Below are 15024 nucleotides of genomic sequence, written 5' to 3' on the forward strand. Positions count from 1 at the left end.
GCGCTGGGCACCTGTTTCAGAGACTTTCAAGTGACACAAAAGCCAAACTACCAGCTAAAGACAGTGCAGGTCAGCTAAAAAGCTAGCGGCATTTAGGTTTAATGTTCGCGCAGAGCCCGGCGTATTTCCCTTGCCAGAGTCGGCCGCAATTCCGGTCGCAAATGCCGGCCAACCCACACTGATCGCCCCTGACCAGACAGCACTATCAAAGATCCGTCACCATTTTTTGGCTCCACCCTGACCCAGGCCCGATTGAACTCAGAGCGTTGCAGACGGCCGGCTGTTTCTAGCTCCACCACCAACTGCCCGTCTTGCAATATTATTTTTTCAACGTCGCTGGCATGGCGTGCATAAATCAAAAAAGCTAGGCCAACGGCCAGCAACTCTAAACAGGCAAAAGGCATCACTATCCAAGCGCCCACCAGCCAAAAGGCCCCGGCAATGCCGAGTGACAAAAAACAAAGCGACAAATAAAACAAGCCCAATTGCTTAGGCGATACGGAGCAATTGCGCTTTAACAGCCATTGAACGCCGCCTGAGCCCAAGACGCCTGATGAAGGCATGCTGGCGAGTCGATAGTCGGAGCCAAAAAGTGCGGTGTTGAAGTGCAACATGCCATGTCACCCATAAAGGTATTGCCTAGCGCGACTCGCCATAGGCGCGGGAAAATGCCCAAATATAAAAACAGTATAGCGTTGAGTTTTTGCTGGAGAAGGCTTACTTCAAAGCAGCGCTGCTACCCTTGAGCATGCTGCGCATATCCTGCATAGATACCGAACTGAGCGCACTGAGTTTGACCCGCGGCAGGGGCTTGAGTGCGTGGCCATAAATGATCTCAAAGCTCAGACATAAACGCCCTTGGGCATCGCGCGGCACTCTCTCATTTATGGCCTGTTCCAGCCTTAACTTCCAGCGGCGCGTTCGTAGTCCAGCAAAACGCGCCGGATGAAAGTTGCGGCCTAACTCAACGAGTTCCGCCAACAGACGGGCTGGTGTTTCAAAAGTCAGGGTGATGCGCTCCATATCCATCACCGGTTCGGCAAAACCAGTTTGCACCAGCATGTCGCCCCAGTCGTGCATATCCGTCAAATCATGGCCGGCCGGCGGCCAGCCAAGGGCAGCATAAAGCTCGCGCAGCTCGATAACGCTGTCTGGACCAAGACAAGAAAACATCAAAAATCCGTTGGTCGCCAATGCTTGATGCCACTGTGCAAGTAACGCTTGGGGATCGGCCGCCTCATGCAGCGCCATATTGGCCCACAACATATCGACGCTAGCCGGCGGCGGCAGGCCATGCTTGATTTTTTGCTGCCAGCGTTTGAGATTCCACCAAGGAAGCCGTGTTTTCGTCATGGCAATGGAGACAAAGCGGGGATTAGTCTCGGCCACAAAGGTCAAAGCTTTGGGATATTTCTCCAGCAGCAAAGCATGCGCTTTCAAGCCGCCACGCAGCGCACCCCAATGAGCCCAAGTTTGGGGTTGCAGTTTGACCCATTGCAGTCTGTCGAGCATGCGACTGGCGACCTCTTCATGCAGCCACGGCGAAGCCGCTGGGGCGACCAGCAGCCAGTGCTGGGCGGCCAGCGGGTCCAAGGTGGGCGGACTATCAGTAATTGGCATGGGTGCGATTTAGAAAAGAAGAAAGATAGATACTGGAGAGCACAAGTTTTGCCGCTGGAAAAACTGCGGATAAAAACAAACCGTACAGATGACAAAGGCAAGCGGTCGGCCGGTGCGGGCGGACTAGCGTTTAGTAAAGTTTGACTTCCTCTGTGCTGTTTCCCAGTATATTGTTTTGCGTGTTTAAACCACTGCTGTCACTGCTGAGTCCCTTTTTGCCTGAGCTGCCTACCTTAGTCAGCCAGTGCGCCGTCTGCCGCAGTTGGCCGACAAGCCAAGTCTGCACTGACTGCACGAGCCGCTTTACGCGGAGTACTTCGCGATGCAAAACTTGCGCCATCGCCCTTCCCCTTGGCTTAGCAACGCCCGACGTGGTGACGGCTAAGCCATCCACGCATTCCTCAAAAATTGATGCGATTGATGCGGTTAATGCGCTTGACTCTTTCAGCGCAAGCCGACTGTGCGCGAACTGTCTACGCCAGCCCCCGTCCACCGATATGTGCTTGGTGGCAGTCGACTACGCCTATCCTTGGTCAACATTAATGACCCGCTACAAATTTGGTGCCATGCCAGGCTGGGCAACGTTTTTTGCCGGCCTGTTGCTGCGCTCGCCAGACGTGCCACAAGCTTTGGCAAGACTTAGCGCTGACGATTTCATAATCCCCATACCGCTATCAGCGCAGCGCCTGCAAGAGCGTGGTTTTAATCAAACGTGGGAGTTGGCGCGTGCGCTGTCAACGCAATCGAGAAGTCACGCGAAAAGCCGCGCCAATTTGCTGCTGCGAGTACGTCACACCTTGCCGCAAACATCACTAGATCGAAAGGCTAGATTACTCAATCTCAAGGGTGCTTTTCATGTCGATCCACTGCTCACGTCAGAGCTGAGCGGCAAGCGCGTGCTGCTAGTCGATGACGTGATGACGAGTGGCGCATCCATGTTTAGCGCCGCGCAAGCCCTTAAAGCTGGCGGTGCGGCCGAAGTCATTGCCGTGGCGTTCGCGCGCACGCCTTGACGCCGACTTACACCAGCACAGCCAGCACGGCCAGCAAAAGCAGCGACCTGAACGCCAAAAGCGTTTATGCCAAGCTAGGCGCAGCGACAATCAAGCGATGTTTAATATTGTCTTGGTCGAACCCGAAATCCCACCCAACACCGGCAACGTCATACGACTAGCTGCCAATACCGGCTGCCGCCTGCATCTGATTGAGCCGCTAGGCTTTTCTATGGAAGACAAGCTGATGCGCCGCGCCGGATTGGATTACCACGAGTACGCACCAGTGCTGCGCCACGCCAATTGGCAGGCGTTTATTGATCTTGAAAAGCCGGATCCCGCACGCTTATTCGCCATGACGACCAAGGGCTCACGCAGCTTATATTCGGCCACTTTCCTCCCCGGCGACTGGCTGGTGTTTGGCTCAGAAACCCGCGGCTTGGCAGCGGCTGTGCGCGATTCGTTTCCACTCGATCAACGTCTCAAGCTACCTATGCTGGCCGGCCAGCGCAGCCTGAATCTGTCTAACAGCGTGGCCACTTCAGTGTTTGAGGCTTGGCGTCAGCAAGGTTTTGAAGGCGCAGATCTAGCGCTTTAAAGTCGCTTAAGGATAGCGCCGCACCAACGACTCGGCCACGCAAACCGGTTTGGGCTGACCCTCGCGCTCAACTGTTACTTCCCAAGTCATTTGCACACCAGAGTTGTCTACCGGCTCTGCTGCCAGTAGTTTTAAATGTCCGCGCAGGCGGCTATCGACCGGCACCGGCGCAGTAAAACGCACCTTATTCAGGCCATAGTTCACACCCATTCGTGAACCCAGAATTTCAAACGATGAATCGAAAAATTTTGGCAACAAAGAAAGTGTGAAAAAGCCGTGCGCAATGGTTGTACCAAAGGGTCCGGCAGCGGCTTTTTCCGGATCCACATGAATCCATTGATGGTCACCCGTGGCTTGCGCAAACAGATCAATCTGCTGTTGGGTAATGCTGATCCACTCGCTCACGGCCACGGTTTGGCCAACGCAAGCGATCAACTCGTCTATGTTTTGGAAAGTTTTCATTCAGTCACTTTAGCCTCACCCAACCCAATTGGCTGTCAGCCCAGTGACAAGTGACAAGTGACAAGTGACAAGTGACAAGTGACAAGTGAGTCAAGTGTTTATCCAATTACAAATACCCTGCCACTGCTGCAAATCTTTTTCAACTCGGCCGGGAGCGATATCGAAAAGGCTAAGTCCACGAGCGGACAAATGTATATAGTTCTGCGTGCTGCGCAAAAACCCCAGTACTGGCAGTCCCAGCCCGTCAACAAATTCGCGCAGCTTGTCAGCAGAAATAGTGCGCTCGTCAACGCGCATGCCGACTATGCCGATTTGCAGCTTGCTCAGTTGGTGGTCTTGAGCGAGTTGGTCTAGAAAATCACGAGCGGCAAAAATGTCAAACACGCTAGGCTGCAAGGGCACTATGAGCTTATCTGCCATTTTGATGACGTCTTTAAAGCGCCAGCCATGCAGGCCGCCTGGCGTGTCGAGCACTACATGCGAGGCGTCGCGCGGGGGCTTAATGATTAAATCAGCATCCAGCCCCCAACTGCCAATCGGCCTGGCTTGCGGCGGGCGCAAACCCAACCAAAGCCGAGACGACTGCTGCCGGTCCGCATCGCCCAATAGCACCGCATGACCTTGACTGGCAAAGTAACCAGCGACGTTGGTGGCCAGTGTCGATTTACCGACGCCGCCTTTGGGATTGGCAATCACAATCACGGGCATGTACGACTCCTGATTTTTTGGCTTTGCATTTGTTGAAAAACAATGTTTGTGACATATGGTAACCAGAAGCCAAATGCCCGCAGTCGATTTACGGCCGAGAAAAAACCTAACACTCTGGTAACTTTGCGCTTTCAAAATGCTTGAAAACGGTTTTTTTCTTAACCATGACAGAAGGAAATAAACCGCCACAAAGCCACAAACAATGCCGCATAAAAAAGAGCAAATTAGCAGCGAACTAAAAACCAAAACACAGTCAGCAAGCCACAAGAGATTAGTCAGTGCTGTCTTAGCGCAGGGTGAAGTATTCTCTAGGCACTGAAGCATCTTTTTTTCGATGCTGCAGACATCAAACCTATGCAAGACATCGCACCCAAAAAAACCACGCCTAAGACAGCGCTAAAAGTCAAAGCAAAAGCCGGCCCAGCGCTGCACTACAAGCTGGAGATGGCTAATTTAAACGCCCATTTATTTCACATTACCCTAACAATTGCACAGCCGGCAGCGCTGCAGCAGGTGGCGCTGGCGGTGTGGATACCGGGTAGTTACTTAATTCGAGAATTTTCCAAAAACCTGCAAAGCCTCAGTGCGCGGCAAGGCAGTCAGTCACTAAACGCCGAGCAACTCGACAAATGCAGCTGGCAAATTGCCTGCGAACCCAACAAGCCCTTGGTGATTAGCTATCAGGTTTATGCGCGCGATAACTCGGTGCGCACTGCTTGGCTGGATTCGTCGCGGGGCTTTTTCAATGCCACCTCACTATGCCTGCGGGTAGCTGGACAAGAGCAATCTAGTCACATTTTAGAAATCAGCGACAAAGGCGAAAGTCCAGCCGCAACCCGCGTGTTATCTAACTGGTCAGTCGCCACAGGCCTAACAGCGCTCAAAACCAATGCCCGAGGTTTTGGCAGCTATAGCGCGGCAAATTTCGACGAGCTTGCCGACTGCCCGGTAGAAATGGGCACGTTTTGGAGCGGCAGCTTCAAAGCTTGCGGCGTAGCGCACCGCTTTGTGGTGGCCGGCGCGCTGCCCAATTTTGACGGTGACAAGTTGCTTGCCGACGCGCAGATTATTTGCGAGACCGAAATCCGTTTTTGGCACGGCAGCAAAAAGCCACCGTTTAAAAACTATCTGTTCATGCTCAATGCGGTGGACGACGGCTACGGCGGCCTAGAGCATCGGAATTCAACCGCTTTAATCTGTAAGCGGCAAGATTTACCCGTGCTGAACCCAGTCAAAGGAGCAAAACCGTCCGAGGGCTACATCACGCTCAAAGGACTGATTAGCCACGAATACTTTCATACCTGGAACGTCAAGCGCTTACGCCCAACAGAGTTCGCCAGCTATGACTATGCCAACGAAAACTACACCGAGTTACTATGGTTTTTTGAGGGTTTTACCAGCTATTACGACGATTTACTGCTGCGCCGCGCCGGTCTGCTGGAGAACGTCGACTACCTCAAGCTGCTCAATAAAACCATTAACCAAGTCATGCAGACACCGGGGCGCAAGCTGCAATCCGTAGCCGAAGCGAGTTTTGATGCTTGGGTCAAGTATTACCGCCAAGATGAAAATACCGCCAACGCCACCGTGAGTTATTACACCAAGGGCTCGCTGGTCGCACTTTGCCTTGACCTGACGCTGCGCACGCAAAGTCAAAACAGCGTCACGCTAGACCATGTTATGCGCGCCTTGTGGCTGCGCTGCAAAGGCGGGCCAATGCAAGAATCCGATCTGGCATGCGTGCTAGAAGAGCTAGGTCAGCGCTCTTATGCAGCCGAACTCGCTAGTTGGGTGCACAGTACGGACAACTTACCCATCAAAGCCTTGCTAGAACAGCATGGGGTTGCGGTTCATGAAGACGCTTCGCAATTAGCCCATAGACTTGGCCTACGCGTGAGCGAAGGCCAGAGCCTGCAAATCAAAACCGTGCTGCGCGACGGCGTGGCCGAACAAGCTGGATTTGCCTCCGGCGACGAATGGCTAGGTGTCCGAGCAGTAGCCAGCGCCGCAGCCAGACGTAGTAGCCCAGACGCCGGCTGGCGCATGAGCCGGCTTGACGATTTGACCGCTTACGCAGGCCAAGCCAAGCAAGTCACGGCTCTGGTCGCACGCGACAAACGTTTATTGCAGTTAACACTCGACATGCCGCCAGCCATGAGCACCTACCGCCTTGCCGTGCATGACGTCGCCGCCGTCAACAGCTGGCTTAGCCAGCAGTCGCAAGCCTTGATCTGAAATTAAAACCCGCCCTATAAACAAAAGGACTGCCAGCCATGTACGAAACCATTTTGACGCGCACCGAAGGCCCGGATTCACGCCGGGTCGGCATCATCACACTAAACCGCGTCAAGCAGCTCAACGCACTTAACGACCAGTTAATGGACGAGTTGGGCAGTGCACTCAAAGCCTTTGATGCAGACGCCAGCATAGGCTGCATGATTTTGACCGGTAGCGAAAAAGCCTTTGCCGCCGGCGCTGACATTGGCGCCATGGCCGGCTACAGCTTTGCCGACGCCTATAACCAAGACTTCATCACCCGCAACTGGGAACAAATCCGCAGTATTCGTAAACCCGTGATCGCTGCGGTTAGCGGCTTTGCGCTGGGCGGCGGTTGCGAGTTGGCGATGATGTGCGACTTCATCATCGCAGCCGACAACGCCAAATTCGGCCAGCCCGAAATCAAACTAGGCATCATCCCCGGCGCTGGCGGCACGCAGCGCCTGCCGCGCGCTGTCGGCAAAGCCAAAGCCATGGACATGGCCCTGACCGGCCGCATGATGGACGCCGTCGAAGCCGAAAGGTCTGGCTTAGTCAGCCGCGTCGTGCCGCTAGACAAGCTGATGGACGAGGCTTTGGGCGCAGCACTGATGATTTGCGGCCACGGCCAAACCAGCGTGATGGCGGCCAAGGAATCGGTAAACCGGGCTTTTGAAAGCGGCTTGAGCGACGGCGTGATGTTCGAGCGCAGACTGTTCCAGTCGCTGTTTGCAACCGCCGATCAGAAAGAAGGAATGGACGCTTTTCTAAATAAACGCAAACCAGTCTTCGTTCATCGCTAAAAACAGCCGCGGAGTCGGCTACAATTTGCGACGCGGGGTGATATAGCTCAGTTGGTTAGAGCGCAGCATTCATAATGCTGATGTCGGTGGTTCAAGTCCACCTATCACCACCAAAATTGCGAAAAGCCGTTGATTAACAATATCAACGGCTTTTTTTTGGTCTGACTTTTTAGTCAGGCACCGCACAGGATGAAAACTTTCATAAACGCATCCCAGCGTGGAAATTTTTCTTTTTCTAACGCAAGATATCAAGCGCGCACTTGACCATTGAAACTCGCCGCAATCGTGTCCATTGAAACTGAAAAGCGCACTAACTTTCGCGCCAGTCGATACCAGACATCTTTCTCTGCATGAACGCATCAAACATGGGCACTGTGAATGCTGTGTCCCCATGATTGGGACTCCAAACCATGCCCTTAACAATTAATGAGCTCCGCGTTGGCGCAAGCGATGACACCCTCGCTCCGTAACACGCAGCAATATCACCTGATCGGTGAGGTCCGGCACCAAGTTCAGCCATTGCCCGAAGATACTTTTTTTCCTTGGGTGTAAGCCGATCAAACCGGACACTGAAGAAACTCTCATCTAGTGCTGCGATGACGGTCGCTGAAGCGGAAACCACATCGCTCAAACGAATAGGAGACTGCGTTGCAGCACGCCAAGTATGGCTACCCCACTGTTGCAGAAAGTAGGCGTAACCTTGAGTGAGCGTTAGAACATGATCTAGTGCTTCGGGTGTGATGCTGACGCTTTCGTCCGCAAGCGGTTTTTCAATAGCACGTCGCGCGGCTTCTGGCGGCAGTGGGCCAATGAACGGAAAATCAAACAAGCGCTCGGCGTATGACTTTGCATCACCCATCCTTCCGCGTAATTGGGGCAAGCCCGCGCCGACTAAAACGATAGGCAACTGCCGCTGTTCAGAACGATGCATCGCCGTGATGAGAGCGGCCATTTGCGCTTCTTCAACATATTGAAGTTCATCAATAAAGATGACTATCACCGTGTCTGCCGCTTTTGCTGTCAAACCAACTTGCTCGAATAAGGCCTGCATGTCGTGCTCTAAATCGCCGTTATCGGCTAAACCCGGTTCAGGCTCGTAGTCAATGCCGACCTCAATGTCACCAAAGGTGAGCTTAAGTTTTCCCGCAAAACCAGCAAGCGCACGCAAAGCACGAATTGCGAATGCACGCGCAGCCTCAATTTGACTGAGTCGCAGCAGTGCTTGACGCAGTTGGGGCGCAAGTATCGACGGTAGCGAACGCCCTTCTGGCGCTTCGATACGTATAGTTTGAAAACCTGCTGCTTCGGCATCCGCCCGCACACGATCAAGCAATACCGTCTTTCCAACGCCTCTCAGTCCAACCAACATGGCACTCTTTGCCGGGCGTCCAATTTTTGCGCGGGCTATCGCGATGCGAAGCGACTCGCGCAATTCGTCTCGGCCAGCTAATTCTGGGGGCGGCGTGCCTGCACCGGGCGCAAAAGGATTAGTAATTGGACTCATTCGAGATAGTTTATAGCGATGTTTGGTAAATTACAAATTTTTGATAACTTAGTAAACATTGGTATAAATGCCATACGGCGTTGAAGTTAAGACCGCTTTTGTGAACTGAGTTGCTCGGGTTTATGCCGTACAAATGCCCTTCTGTTCGCATCAAATACCCAAACCACGATCACAAAGCAAGGCTGTCAGAGACAATATTTGTACTGATTTGATCTATAAAGCCTAGCCTTCTGATGACTTTCAATAGAAGGAGAAAGCCTTATCTATTTTCTTTTTTTGTCGCCAACATTGATCCGTATTACTTTGACAATAGGTTCTCATCGCTTGTCTTGTAAAATCAAATTTTACTGAACCACTTACCCCCGCTAAATTTCTAAAAAATAAAGACTTCACCGCTAACGGCAGCTGAAACTTCATTTTTTAGAGAACCTTTTTGCAATTTATTTGCAACCCACCAGCCTCTGGACAAACACCATGAAACGCTGCACCGCTTACGCTTACATTCTGACCTCTGCCGCTAGAGTTTTCTACGCACTGCCCGCAGCCGCCCAAACTCCTACCGTCAGAGAATTTCCTGCGGCTGCCATGCGCGCTGAGATGACGGTGCAAAATCACCCGGAAATCAGTCTGAACGACAAACCCGAACGACTCTCGCCGGGAGCACGTATTTTTGACACGCGCAACCTCCTAGTGCTCTCAAGTCAGCTCCAAGGTCAGCGCCTTAACGTTAACTATCTGCGCGATACCGGCAACCAAATTGAGCGGGTCTGGATACTCAATCCTGAAGAGGCCAAGCAAAAACGTCCGGGCTCTGAGCGCACTATTTTTAACTTCATCACCGGCAGTACGCCGACTAAGCCTTAATCGTCTTGTCCGGCTTTAATCGGTGTGGTTAATTCTTAACCTTTTTTTTAGTCTAAAAAGACCCCACGCATCCTCAGATTGAACCTCGCGAGCCGTAACGCTCGAAGTAGCCAATCCTTACCCAATTAACCACTGCGGCCCGCCTTTTTCTGGGTCTGTCGCAACATTACGAGTCAAAAAATGAGCAAAAAAGTCTTTATCAAAACCTTCGGCTGCCAGATGAACGAGTACGACTCGGAAAAAATGTCTGACGTGCTGCATGCCGCCCAGGGCTACGAGCCAACCCAAGACATGGAGGAGGCCGATCTGATTTTGTTTAACACCTGCTCGGTGCGCGAAAAGGCCCAAGAAAAAGTCTTTAGCGATCTTGGCCGGGTCAAGCACCTGAAGAAAAAAGGCGTTTTGATTGGCGTGGGCGGCTGCGTCGCCAGTCAAGAAGGCGCGGCCATCATTGCGCGTGCGCCTTATGTTGACGTGGTGTTTGGCCCGCAAACGCTGCACCGTCTGCCGGATTTATTGGCCAAACGCATCAGCATGGGCAAGCCGCAAGTTGACATCAGTTTTCCGGAAATCGAAAAATTCGACCACCTGCCGCCCGCCCGGGTTCAAGGCGCTAGCGCTTTTGTCAGCATCATGGAAGGCTGCTCGAAATATTGCAGCTACTGCGTCGTCCCCTACACCCGTGGTGAAGAAGTCTCGCGGCCTTTTGAAGATGTATTGGTAGAAGTCGCAGGTCTGGCCGATCAGGGTGTGAAAGAAGTCACGCTGCTAGGGCAAAACGTCAATGCCTACCGCGGCCCTATGGGCGGCACGGCAGAAATCGCCGACTTTGCCACCTTGCTCGACTATGTCTCAGACATTCCCGGCATAGAGCGCATACGCTACGTCACCAGCCACCCGAATGAATTCACCCAGCGCCTGATCGACGCCTACGCTAGATTGCCTAAGCTGGTTAACCATTTGCACCTGCCGGTGCAGCACGGCTCAGACCGCATACTCATGGCGATGAAGCGCGGCTACACCGCCATGGAATACAAAAGTACGATTCGCAAACTGCGCGCCATACGTCCAGACTTGGCCATGAGTAGCGACTTCATCGTCGGTTTCCCGGGTGAAACCGAGGACGATTTTGAGAAAATGATGAAGCTCATTGATGACGTCGGCTACGACACCTCGTTTAGCTTTATCTACAGCCCACGTCCCGGCACACCGGCCGCCGCACTGCACGACGACACGCCGCACGAGGTCAAACTCAAACGCTTGCAACGCCTACAAGCGGCGATTGACCAAAGCGTCATCGCCATCAGCGCCAGTCGTTTGGGCACGGTGCAACGGGTGCTAGTTGAAGGCCCGGCGCGCAAAACCGCAAACGCCTTGTTTGGCCGCACTGAGTGCAATCGAGCCGTGGTCTTTGAAGGCCCAGATCGCCTGATTGGCCAACTGGTCGACATCCGCATTACCGAAGCACCGCAGCGTTCGCTGCGTGGCGAGGTCGTGCAATCTGCGGAGCTAAGCACCCATTCAATACCGGCTTAATTTCAAACGGCGCTGCGAATGCTCAAACACATTTCCTTTCGTCAGCTACTGGTCCTGGCTTTTTTGCTGATAGCCACATTGCTGGCAGCAGTGTGTATGCGGGCGCTATCGACGCTAGAAGACCTGACCATGCAAAGTCGCAGTGTTGCGGCGCGCGCGCTCGATCTCAGCGCTTCAGCCCAGTTTCTGCGCGAGCGCAGCGTAGTCATTGAGCGCAGCTCGCGTCAGGCCGTCGTACTCGGTGACCAAGTACTGCGCGAGCGTTTTAACAGCGCCGCTGGAGAGATCTCATCCGGCTTGCAGCGCTTGGCAGCTCAAGGTGTGGCGATCAGATTAATCGCAGAGTGGCAAACCGGTGTGCAATCTATCAGTGCTTTGCTCAATGGGACTAGCGACACCGCGCTCGAACGTGAGCAGCAAATAGTGCATCAATTCCGTGAGCTCGACGACATCAGCGCCGGCATCACGCTAAAGGTTCAGCAGACGATAGAGGGACAAAACCAAATGCTACTGGCGCGCTTTGAAAGCAGCCAAGAATCACTAACCCGGCAAGTCTTTTCGGCGATTGCATTGGCCGTCGCACTGGCACTAGGACTTGGCATTTGGTTAACGCGGCCATTGCAGCGGTTAGAAAAAGCCATCAAGGGTTTAGGCGAGAACCGCCTCGATGAGGCCATTCATATCACCGGGCCGGCCGACCTGCAAATGGTTGGCCAGCGACTGGACTGGTTGCGTCTTCGGCTGGTCGAGCTTGACGCCGACAAAGCGCGCTTTTTGCGCCATGTGTCTCATGAACTTAAAACCCCGCTAGCGTCTTTGCGCGAAGGCGTGTCTCTGCTAGAGGAAGAAGTCGCCGGCGTACTGACCGAGCAGCAGCGTGAAATCGCCCAAATACTGCGGCAAAACACCAGCGTGTTGCAAGGCCAGATAGAAGACTTGCTGCGCTTTAACGCAGCCGCCTTTGAGGCGCGTCAGCTACACCGCGAAAAAACCGACTTAACGCATTTGATAGAAGCCCAGATCGAAGACCAACGCTTGCAGTGGCGTGCCAAAAACTTGCAAATACAGCTAGAGGGCACGGTTAAAAATATAGAAATAGACGCCGAAAAAATCACTACTGCAGTGGCAAACTTGCTGTCGAACGCGATACGTTTTTCACCGTCCGAAGGCATCATCAATATCCGATTAAGCCAACAGCCAGCCAGTATCTGCATAGATGTGCAGGACCAAGGCCCCGGGATTGCACAAGCCGACCGCGAACGCGTGTTTGAACCGTTTTACCGCGGCGAACGCCAGCCCTTGTATGCGCTGCGCGGCAGCGGCATAGGCCTGTCTATCGTTAACGAATACATCAGTGCCCACGGCGGACGCCTGCACCTGCTGCCAGAACAAGACAATGCGCCAGGCGCACATTTCAGAATTGAACTTACCTATGCACCGACAAACTGAAGCAGCACTAGCGCAGCAGCCAAAAGCTCATCCCAGTGCAGGGCCAAACCGCAAGGCAAACGCCGCTGAAAAAGTGCTGGCAGTACTGCTAGCGGTGGCTTTAGCCGGCTGTAGCACGGTCTCTTTAGAACCAACTGCAACGCTTGCCGCTAAAGCGCCGATCGCAGTGATGCCGACGCCAATACCCGTAGCGGCGTCGCCCGCCCTAGCGGTTCAGGAAGAACTTATCTACCAGCTAAAGCTAGTGTTTGACTACGCCGACCAGTTGCGCACTATGCAGCCTAGGCAGCTTTCTAACGAGGTCGCCCGGCTAGGCAGTTCCGCCATGCCAACCGACCAGTTACGACTAGCACTGGTGCTACTGCAATCTCGGCCATTCGTTGAGGCCGCAGCAGTGCGCCAAAACGGCGAGACAGCGCAAACCAGACCGAGTCTGGAAATGCTGCTGCGTGCCCACGATTTGGTGCAAGGGTTGGTATCGCAAACGGACAGCGAGTCTGCACCCCTTCGCCCCTTCGCGCGCCTGTTATTAGCCCGTATTACTGAGCAAAAGCGTGTAGAAGACCTACTCGAGCGCCAAAGCGGCCAACTGCGCGAGACTCAACGCCGACTAGACCAAGCCAATGAAAAACTTCAAGCACTCAGAGAAATAGAGCGCAGTTTGACGCGCCGATCTACGAATAACCAACCATCTCCGCCAGTGCGGCCACGGGCCATACAGCCATGAGCAACCCGCAAACCGGCGCAAGCCATGCAGCGCCTATGGCAGGCGCGCATTTGTTAGTCGTTGACGACGACACTGACATGCTGCGTCTGCTCACCATGCGCTTGACCGCAGCGGGCTACCGCGTCAGCACGGCCGGCTCTGCCGAAGCCGCGCTAACTCAGTTGGATATAGAGCGGCCCCAACTAGTACTCAGTGATGTACGCCTGCCGGGTCGTGACGGTCTGGCTTTGTTTGGCGACATTCGCGAACGCCACCCATCGCTACCCGTGATTTTGCTAACCGCCCACGGCACCATTCCCGACGCGGTAGACGCCACTGAACGCGGCGTATTTACCTACCTGACCAAACCCTTTGACGGCAAGGCCTTGCTGGAAAAAATCGCCCAAGCATTGGCACTGAGCGCACCGGCACCCGCAGCGCAGCGCGGCGATGAAGACTGGCATGCCGAAATCATCAGCCGCTCCAGCCGCATGGCGGAGACCTTGGCCGAAGCCCGCATGGTGGCGCAAACCGACGCCAGCGTGCTGCTGCGCGGCGAAAGCGGCACCGGCAAAGAGTTGCTCGCCCAAGCCATACACCGCCTAAGCAACCGCCGTAACAAACCGTTTATTGCAGTGAACTGCGGCGCTATTCCAGAAGCGCTGCTCGAATCCGAGCTATTTGGCCACGTCAAAGGCGCTTTTACCGACGCGGTCGCGAATCACAAAGGCCTGTTTCAAGCCGCTGAAGGCGGCACGCTGCTACTCGACGAAATCGGCGATATGCCGCCAGCGCTACAAATCAAGCTGCTGCGCGTGCTGCAAGAGCGCGTATTGCGCCCGCTGGGCTCTAGCCAATCCATCGCGGTGGATGTCCGCATCATCTCGGCCACCCACCGCGACTTGGACGACGCCATGGCGCAAGGCCAGTTTCGCGCCGATCTTTATTACCGCCTAAATGTGGTGACCTTAAGTTTGCCGCCGCTGGCCGAGCGGCGCGAAGACATACCGCTGCTGGCGAATCACTTTTTGGCCAAACTTGCCGCCAAATACAACAAGCGCCTGAGCGGCTTTGCCCCGGAAGCGCTGAAAACCCTGAGCACAGCAGCTTGGCCGGGGAATGTGCGTCAGCTGTTTAACGTTGTTGAACAAGTCTGCGCCCTGTCGAGCACACCGCTGATTCCGCTGGCCTTGGTACAGCGGGCGCTGCGTATGCCCAGCGTGGAAATACTCTCGCTAGCCCAAGCACGCCAGCGCTTTGAGCGTGAATACCTGGTCGGCCTGCTGAAATTAACTGATGGCAATGTGGCCGATGCGGCTAGGCTGGCGGACCGCAACCGTACAGAGTTCTATCGCTTGATGCAAAAACACGAACTCACGCCCGGCCATTTCAAGCCCGAGCCATCTGACACTGAAGACTAAGCACTCAAGCCTGTCGTGATTTAGCGACAGACCTAAGTGATTGATTTAAAACAATAAATCTAAAACTCGTCAATAGTCGTCGTCAATTAGCGACAAATAACAGCG

The 15024-nt window shown here is 54.0% G+C and carries 14 protein-coding genes and 1 tRNA gene; 10 read left to right on the plus strand and 5 right to left on the minus strand.

Annotated elements, in window-relative coordinates; translation table 11 throughout:
- Positions 1 to 98: 98 nt before the first annotated feature.
- Positions 99 to 563: a DUF2244 domain-containing protein gene (locus HC248_RS13655; protein WP_168923856.1), complete on the minus strand. Its 465-nt coding sequence runs from the start codon at positions 561 to 563 to the stop codon at positions 99 to 101.
- 154 nt (positions 564 to 717) lie between these two features.
- Entirely contained in the window at positions 718 to 1620 is a 903-nt protein-coding gene (locus tag HC248_RS13660; RefSeq protein ID WP_168922950.1) for a methyltransferase domain-containing protein, read from the minus strand.
- Between the two features lie 179 nt (positions 1621 to 1799).
- On the opposite strand from HC248_RS13660, the gene HC248_RS13665 reads away from it, so the two are divergent.
- Both HC248_RS13665 and HC248_RS13670 read left to right on the plus strand, forming a co-directional pair.
- Positions 1800 to 2633, plus strand: coding sequence for a ComF family protein (locus tag HC248_RS13665; protein ID WP_168922951.1), 834 nt, complete (start codon positions 1800 to 1802; stop codon positions 2631 to 2633).
- 97 nt (positions 2634 to 2730) lie between these two features.
- Positions 2731 to 3210, plus strand: coding sequence for a tRNA (cytidine(34)-2'-O)-methyltransferase (locus tag HC248_RS13670; protein ID WP_168923857.1), 480 nt, complete (start codon positions 2731 to 2733; stop codon positions 3208 to 3210).
- A 6-nt stretch (positions 3211 to 3216) separates the two neighbouring features.
- Here the strand turns inward: HC248_RS13670 and HC248_RS13675 are convergent, their stop codons facing one another.
- The gene (locus tag HC248_RS13675; protein ID WP_168922952.1) at positions 3217 to 3672 is read right to left on the minus strand and encodes a MaoC family dehydratase; all 456 of its coding nucleotides are present in this window, start codon (positions 3670 to 3672) and stop codon (positions 3217 to 3219) included.
- Positions 3673 to 3762: 90 nt separating this feature from the next.
- Positions 3763 to 4380, minus strand: coding sequence for a ParA family protein (locus HC248_RS13680; protein WP_168922953.1), 618 nt, complete (start codon positions 4378 to 4380; stop codon positions 3763 to 3765).
- Between the two features lie 354 nt (positions 4381 to 4734).
- Here HC248_RS13680 and HC248_RS13685 point away from each other — a divergent pair, with 354 nt between their 5' ends.
- The 3 genes from HC248_RS13685 (at position 4735) to HC248_RS13695 (ending at position 7552) form a co-directional block, all read left to right on the plus strand.
- Positions 4735 to 6615, plus strand: coding sequence for a M61 family metallopeptidase (locus tag HC248_RS13685; protein ID WP_168922954.1), 1881 nt, complete (start codon positions 4735 to 4737; stop codon positions 6613 to 6615).
- A 38-nt stretch (positions 6616 to 6653) separates the two neighbouring features.
- Entirely contained in the window at positions 6654 to 7439 is a 786-nt protein-coding gene (locus HC248_RS13690; protein ID WP_168922955.1) for an enoyl-CoA hydratase, read from the plus strand.
- A gap of 36 nt (positions 7440 to 7475) precedes the next feature.
- Positions 7476 to 7552, plus strand: a tRNA-Met gene (locus HC248_RS13695).
- 197 nt (positions 7553 to 7749) lie between these two features.
- Here the strand turns inward: HC248_RS13695 and HC248_RS13700 are convergent.
- Entirely contained in the window at positions 7750 to 8943 is a 1194-nt protein-coding gene (locus HC248_RS13700) for an ATP-binding protein (protein WP_168922956.1), read from the minus strand.
- Between the two features lie 474 nt (positions 8944 to 9417).
- Here HC248_RS13700 and HC248_RS13705 point away from each other — a divergent pair, with 474 nt between their 5' ends.
- The 5 genes from HC248_RS13705 (at position 9418) to HC248_RS13725 (ending at position 14919) form a co-directional block, all read left to right on the plus strand.
- Positions 9418 to 9807, plus strand: a complete 390-nt coding sequence (locus HC248_RS13705; RefSeq protein ID WP_168922957.1) for a hypothetical protein — start codon at positions 9418 to 9420, stop codon at positions 9805 to 9807.
- A gap of 180 nt (positions 9808 to 9987) precedes the next feature.
- The gene (gene miaB, locus HC248_RS13710; RefSeq protein WP_168922958.1) at positions 9988 to 11343 is read left to right on the plus strand and encodes a tRNA (N6-isopentenyl adenosine(37)-C2)-methylthiotransferase MiaB; all 1356 of its coding nucleotides are present in this window, start codon (positions 9988 to 9990) and stop codon (positions 11341 to 11343) included.
- A gap of 18 nt (positions 11344 to 11361) precedes the next feature.
- The gene (locus HC248_RS13715) at positions 11362 to 12792 is read left to right on the plus strand and encodes a sensor histidine kinase (protein WP_168922959.1); all 1431 of its coding nucleotides are present in this window, start codon (positions 11362 to 11364) and stop codon (positions 12790 to 12792) included.
- On the plus strand, positions 12776 to 13519 hold the full coding sequence (locus tag HC248_RS13720) for a hypothetical protein (RefSeq protein WP_168922960.1): 744 nt from the start codon (positions 12776 to 12778) through the stop codon (positions 13517 to 13519). Before HC248_RS13715 ends, HC248_RS13720 begins: the two co-directional genes overlap by 17 nt.
- Positions 13516 to 14919, plus strand: a complete 1404-nt coding sequence (locus tag HC248_RS13725; RefSeq protein WP_272953620.1) for a sigma 54-interacting transcriptional regulator — start codon at positions 13516 to 13518, stop codon at positions 14917 to 14919. The genes HC248_RS13720 and HC248_RS13725 overlap by 4 nt, the downstream gene beginning before the upstream one ends.
- The last annotated feature ends 105 nt before the right edge of the window (positions 14920 to 15024 follow it).

Source organism: Polaromonas vacuolata (assembly GCF_012584515.1).
Taxonomy (GTDB): Bacteria; Pseudomonadota; Gammaproteobacteria; order Burkholderiales; family Burkholderiaceae_C; genus Polaromonas; species Polaromonas vacuolata.

Excerpts from the sequence above, each read along its gene's own strand:
- HC248_RS13655 (WP_168923856.1), bottom strand. The coding sequence starts at position 563 with ATGCCTTCATCAGGCGTCTTGGGCTCAGGCGGCGTTCAATGGCTGTTA.
- HC248_RS13660 (WP_168922950.1), bottom strand. The coding sequence starts at position 1,620 with ATGCCAATTACTGATAGTCCGCCCACCTTGGACCCGCTGGCCGCCCAG.
- HC248_RS13670 (WP_168923857.1), top strand. The coding sequence starts at position 2,731 with ATGTTTAATATTGTCTTGGTCGAACCCGAAATCCCACCCAACACCGGC.
- HC248_RS13675 (WP_168922952.1), bottom strand. The coding sequence starts at position 3,672 with ATGAAAACTTTCCAAAACATAGACGAGTTGATCGCTTGCGTTGGCCAA.
- HC248_RS13680 (WP_168922953.1), bottom strand. The coding sequence starts at position 4,380 with ATGCCCGTGATTGTGATTGCCAATCCCAAAGGCGGCGTCGGTAAATCG.
- HC248_RS13685 (WP_168922954.1), top strand. The coding sequence starts at position 4,735 with ATGCAAGACATCGCACCCAAAAAAACCACGCCTAAGACAGCGCTAAAA.
- HC248_RS13690 (WP_168922955.1), top strand. The coding sequence starts at position 6,654 with ATGTACGAAACCATTTTGACGCGCACCGAAGGCCCGGATTCACGCCGG.
- HC248_RS13700 (WP_168922956.1), bottom strand. The coding sequence starts at position 8,943 with ATGAGTCCAATTACTAATCCTTTTGCGCCCGGTGCAGGCACGCCGCCC.
- HC248_RS13705 (WP_168922957.1), top strand. The coding sequence starts at position 9,418 with ATGAAACGCTGCACCGCTTACGCTTACATTCTGACCTCTGCCGCTAGA.
- miaB (WP_168922958.1), top strand. The coding sequence starts at position 9,988 with ATGAGCAAAAAAGTCTTTATCAAAACCTTCGGCTGCCAGATGAACGAG.
- HC248_RS13715 (WP_168922959.1), top strand. The coding sequence starts at position 11,362 with ATGCTCAAACACATTTCCTTTCGTCAGCTACTGGTCCTGGCTTTTTTG.
- HC248_RS13720 (WP_168922960.1), top strand. The coding sequence starts at position 12,776 with ATGCACCGACAAACTGAAGCAGCACTAGCGCAGCAGCCAAAAGCTCAT.
- HC248_RS13725 (WP_272953620.1), top strand. The coding sequence starts at position 13,516 with ATGAGCAACCCGCAAACCGGCGCAAGCCATGCAGCGCCTATGGCAGGC.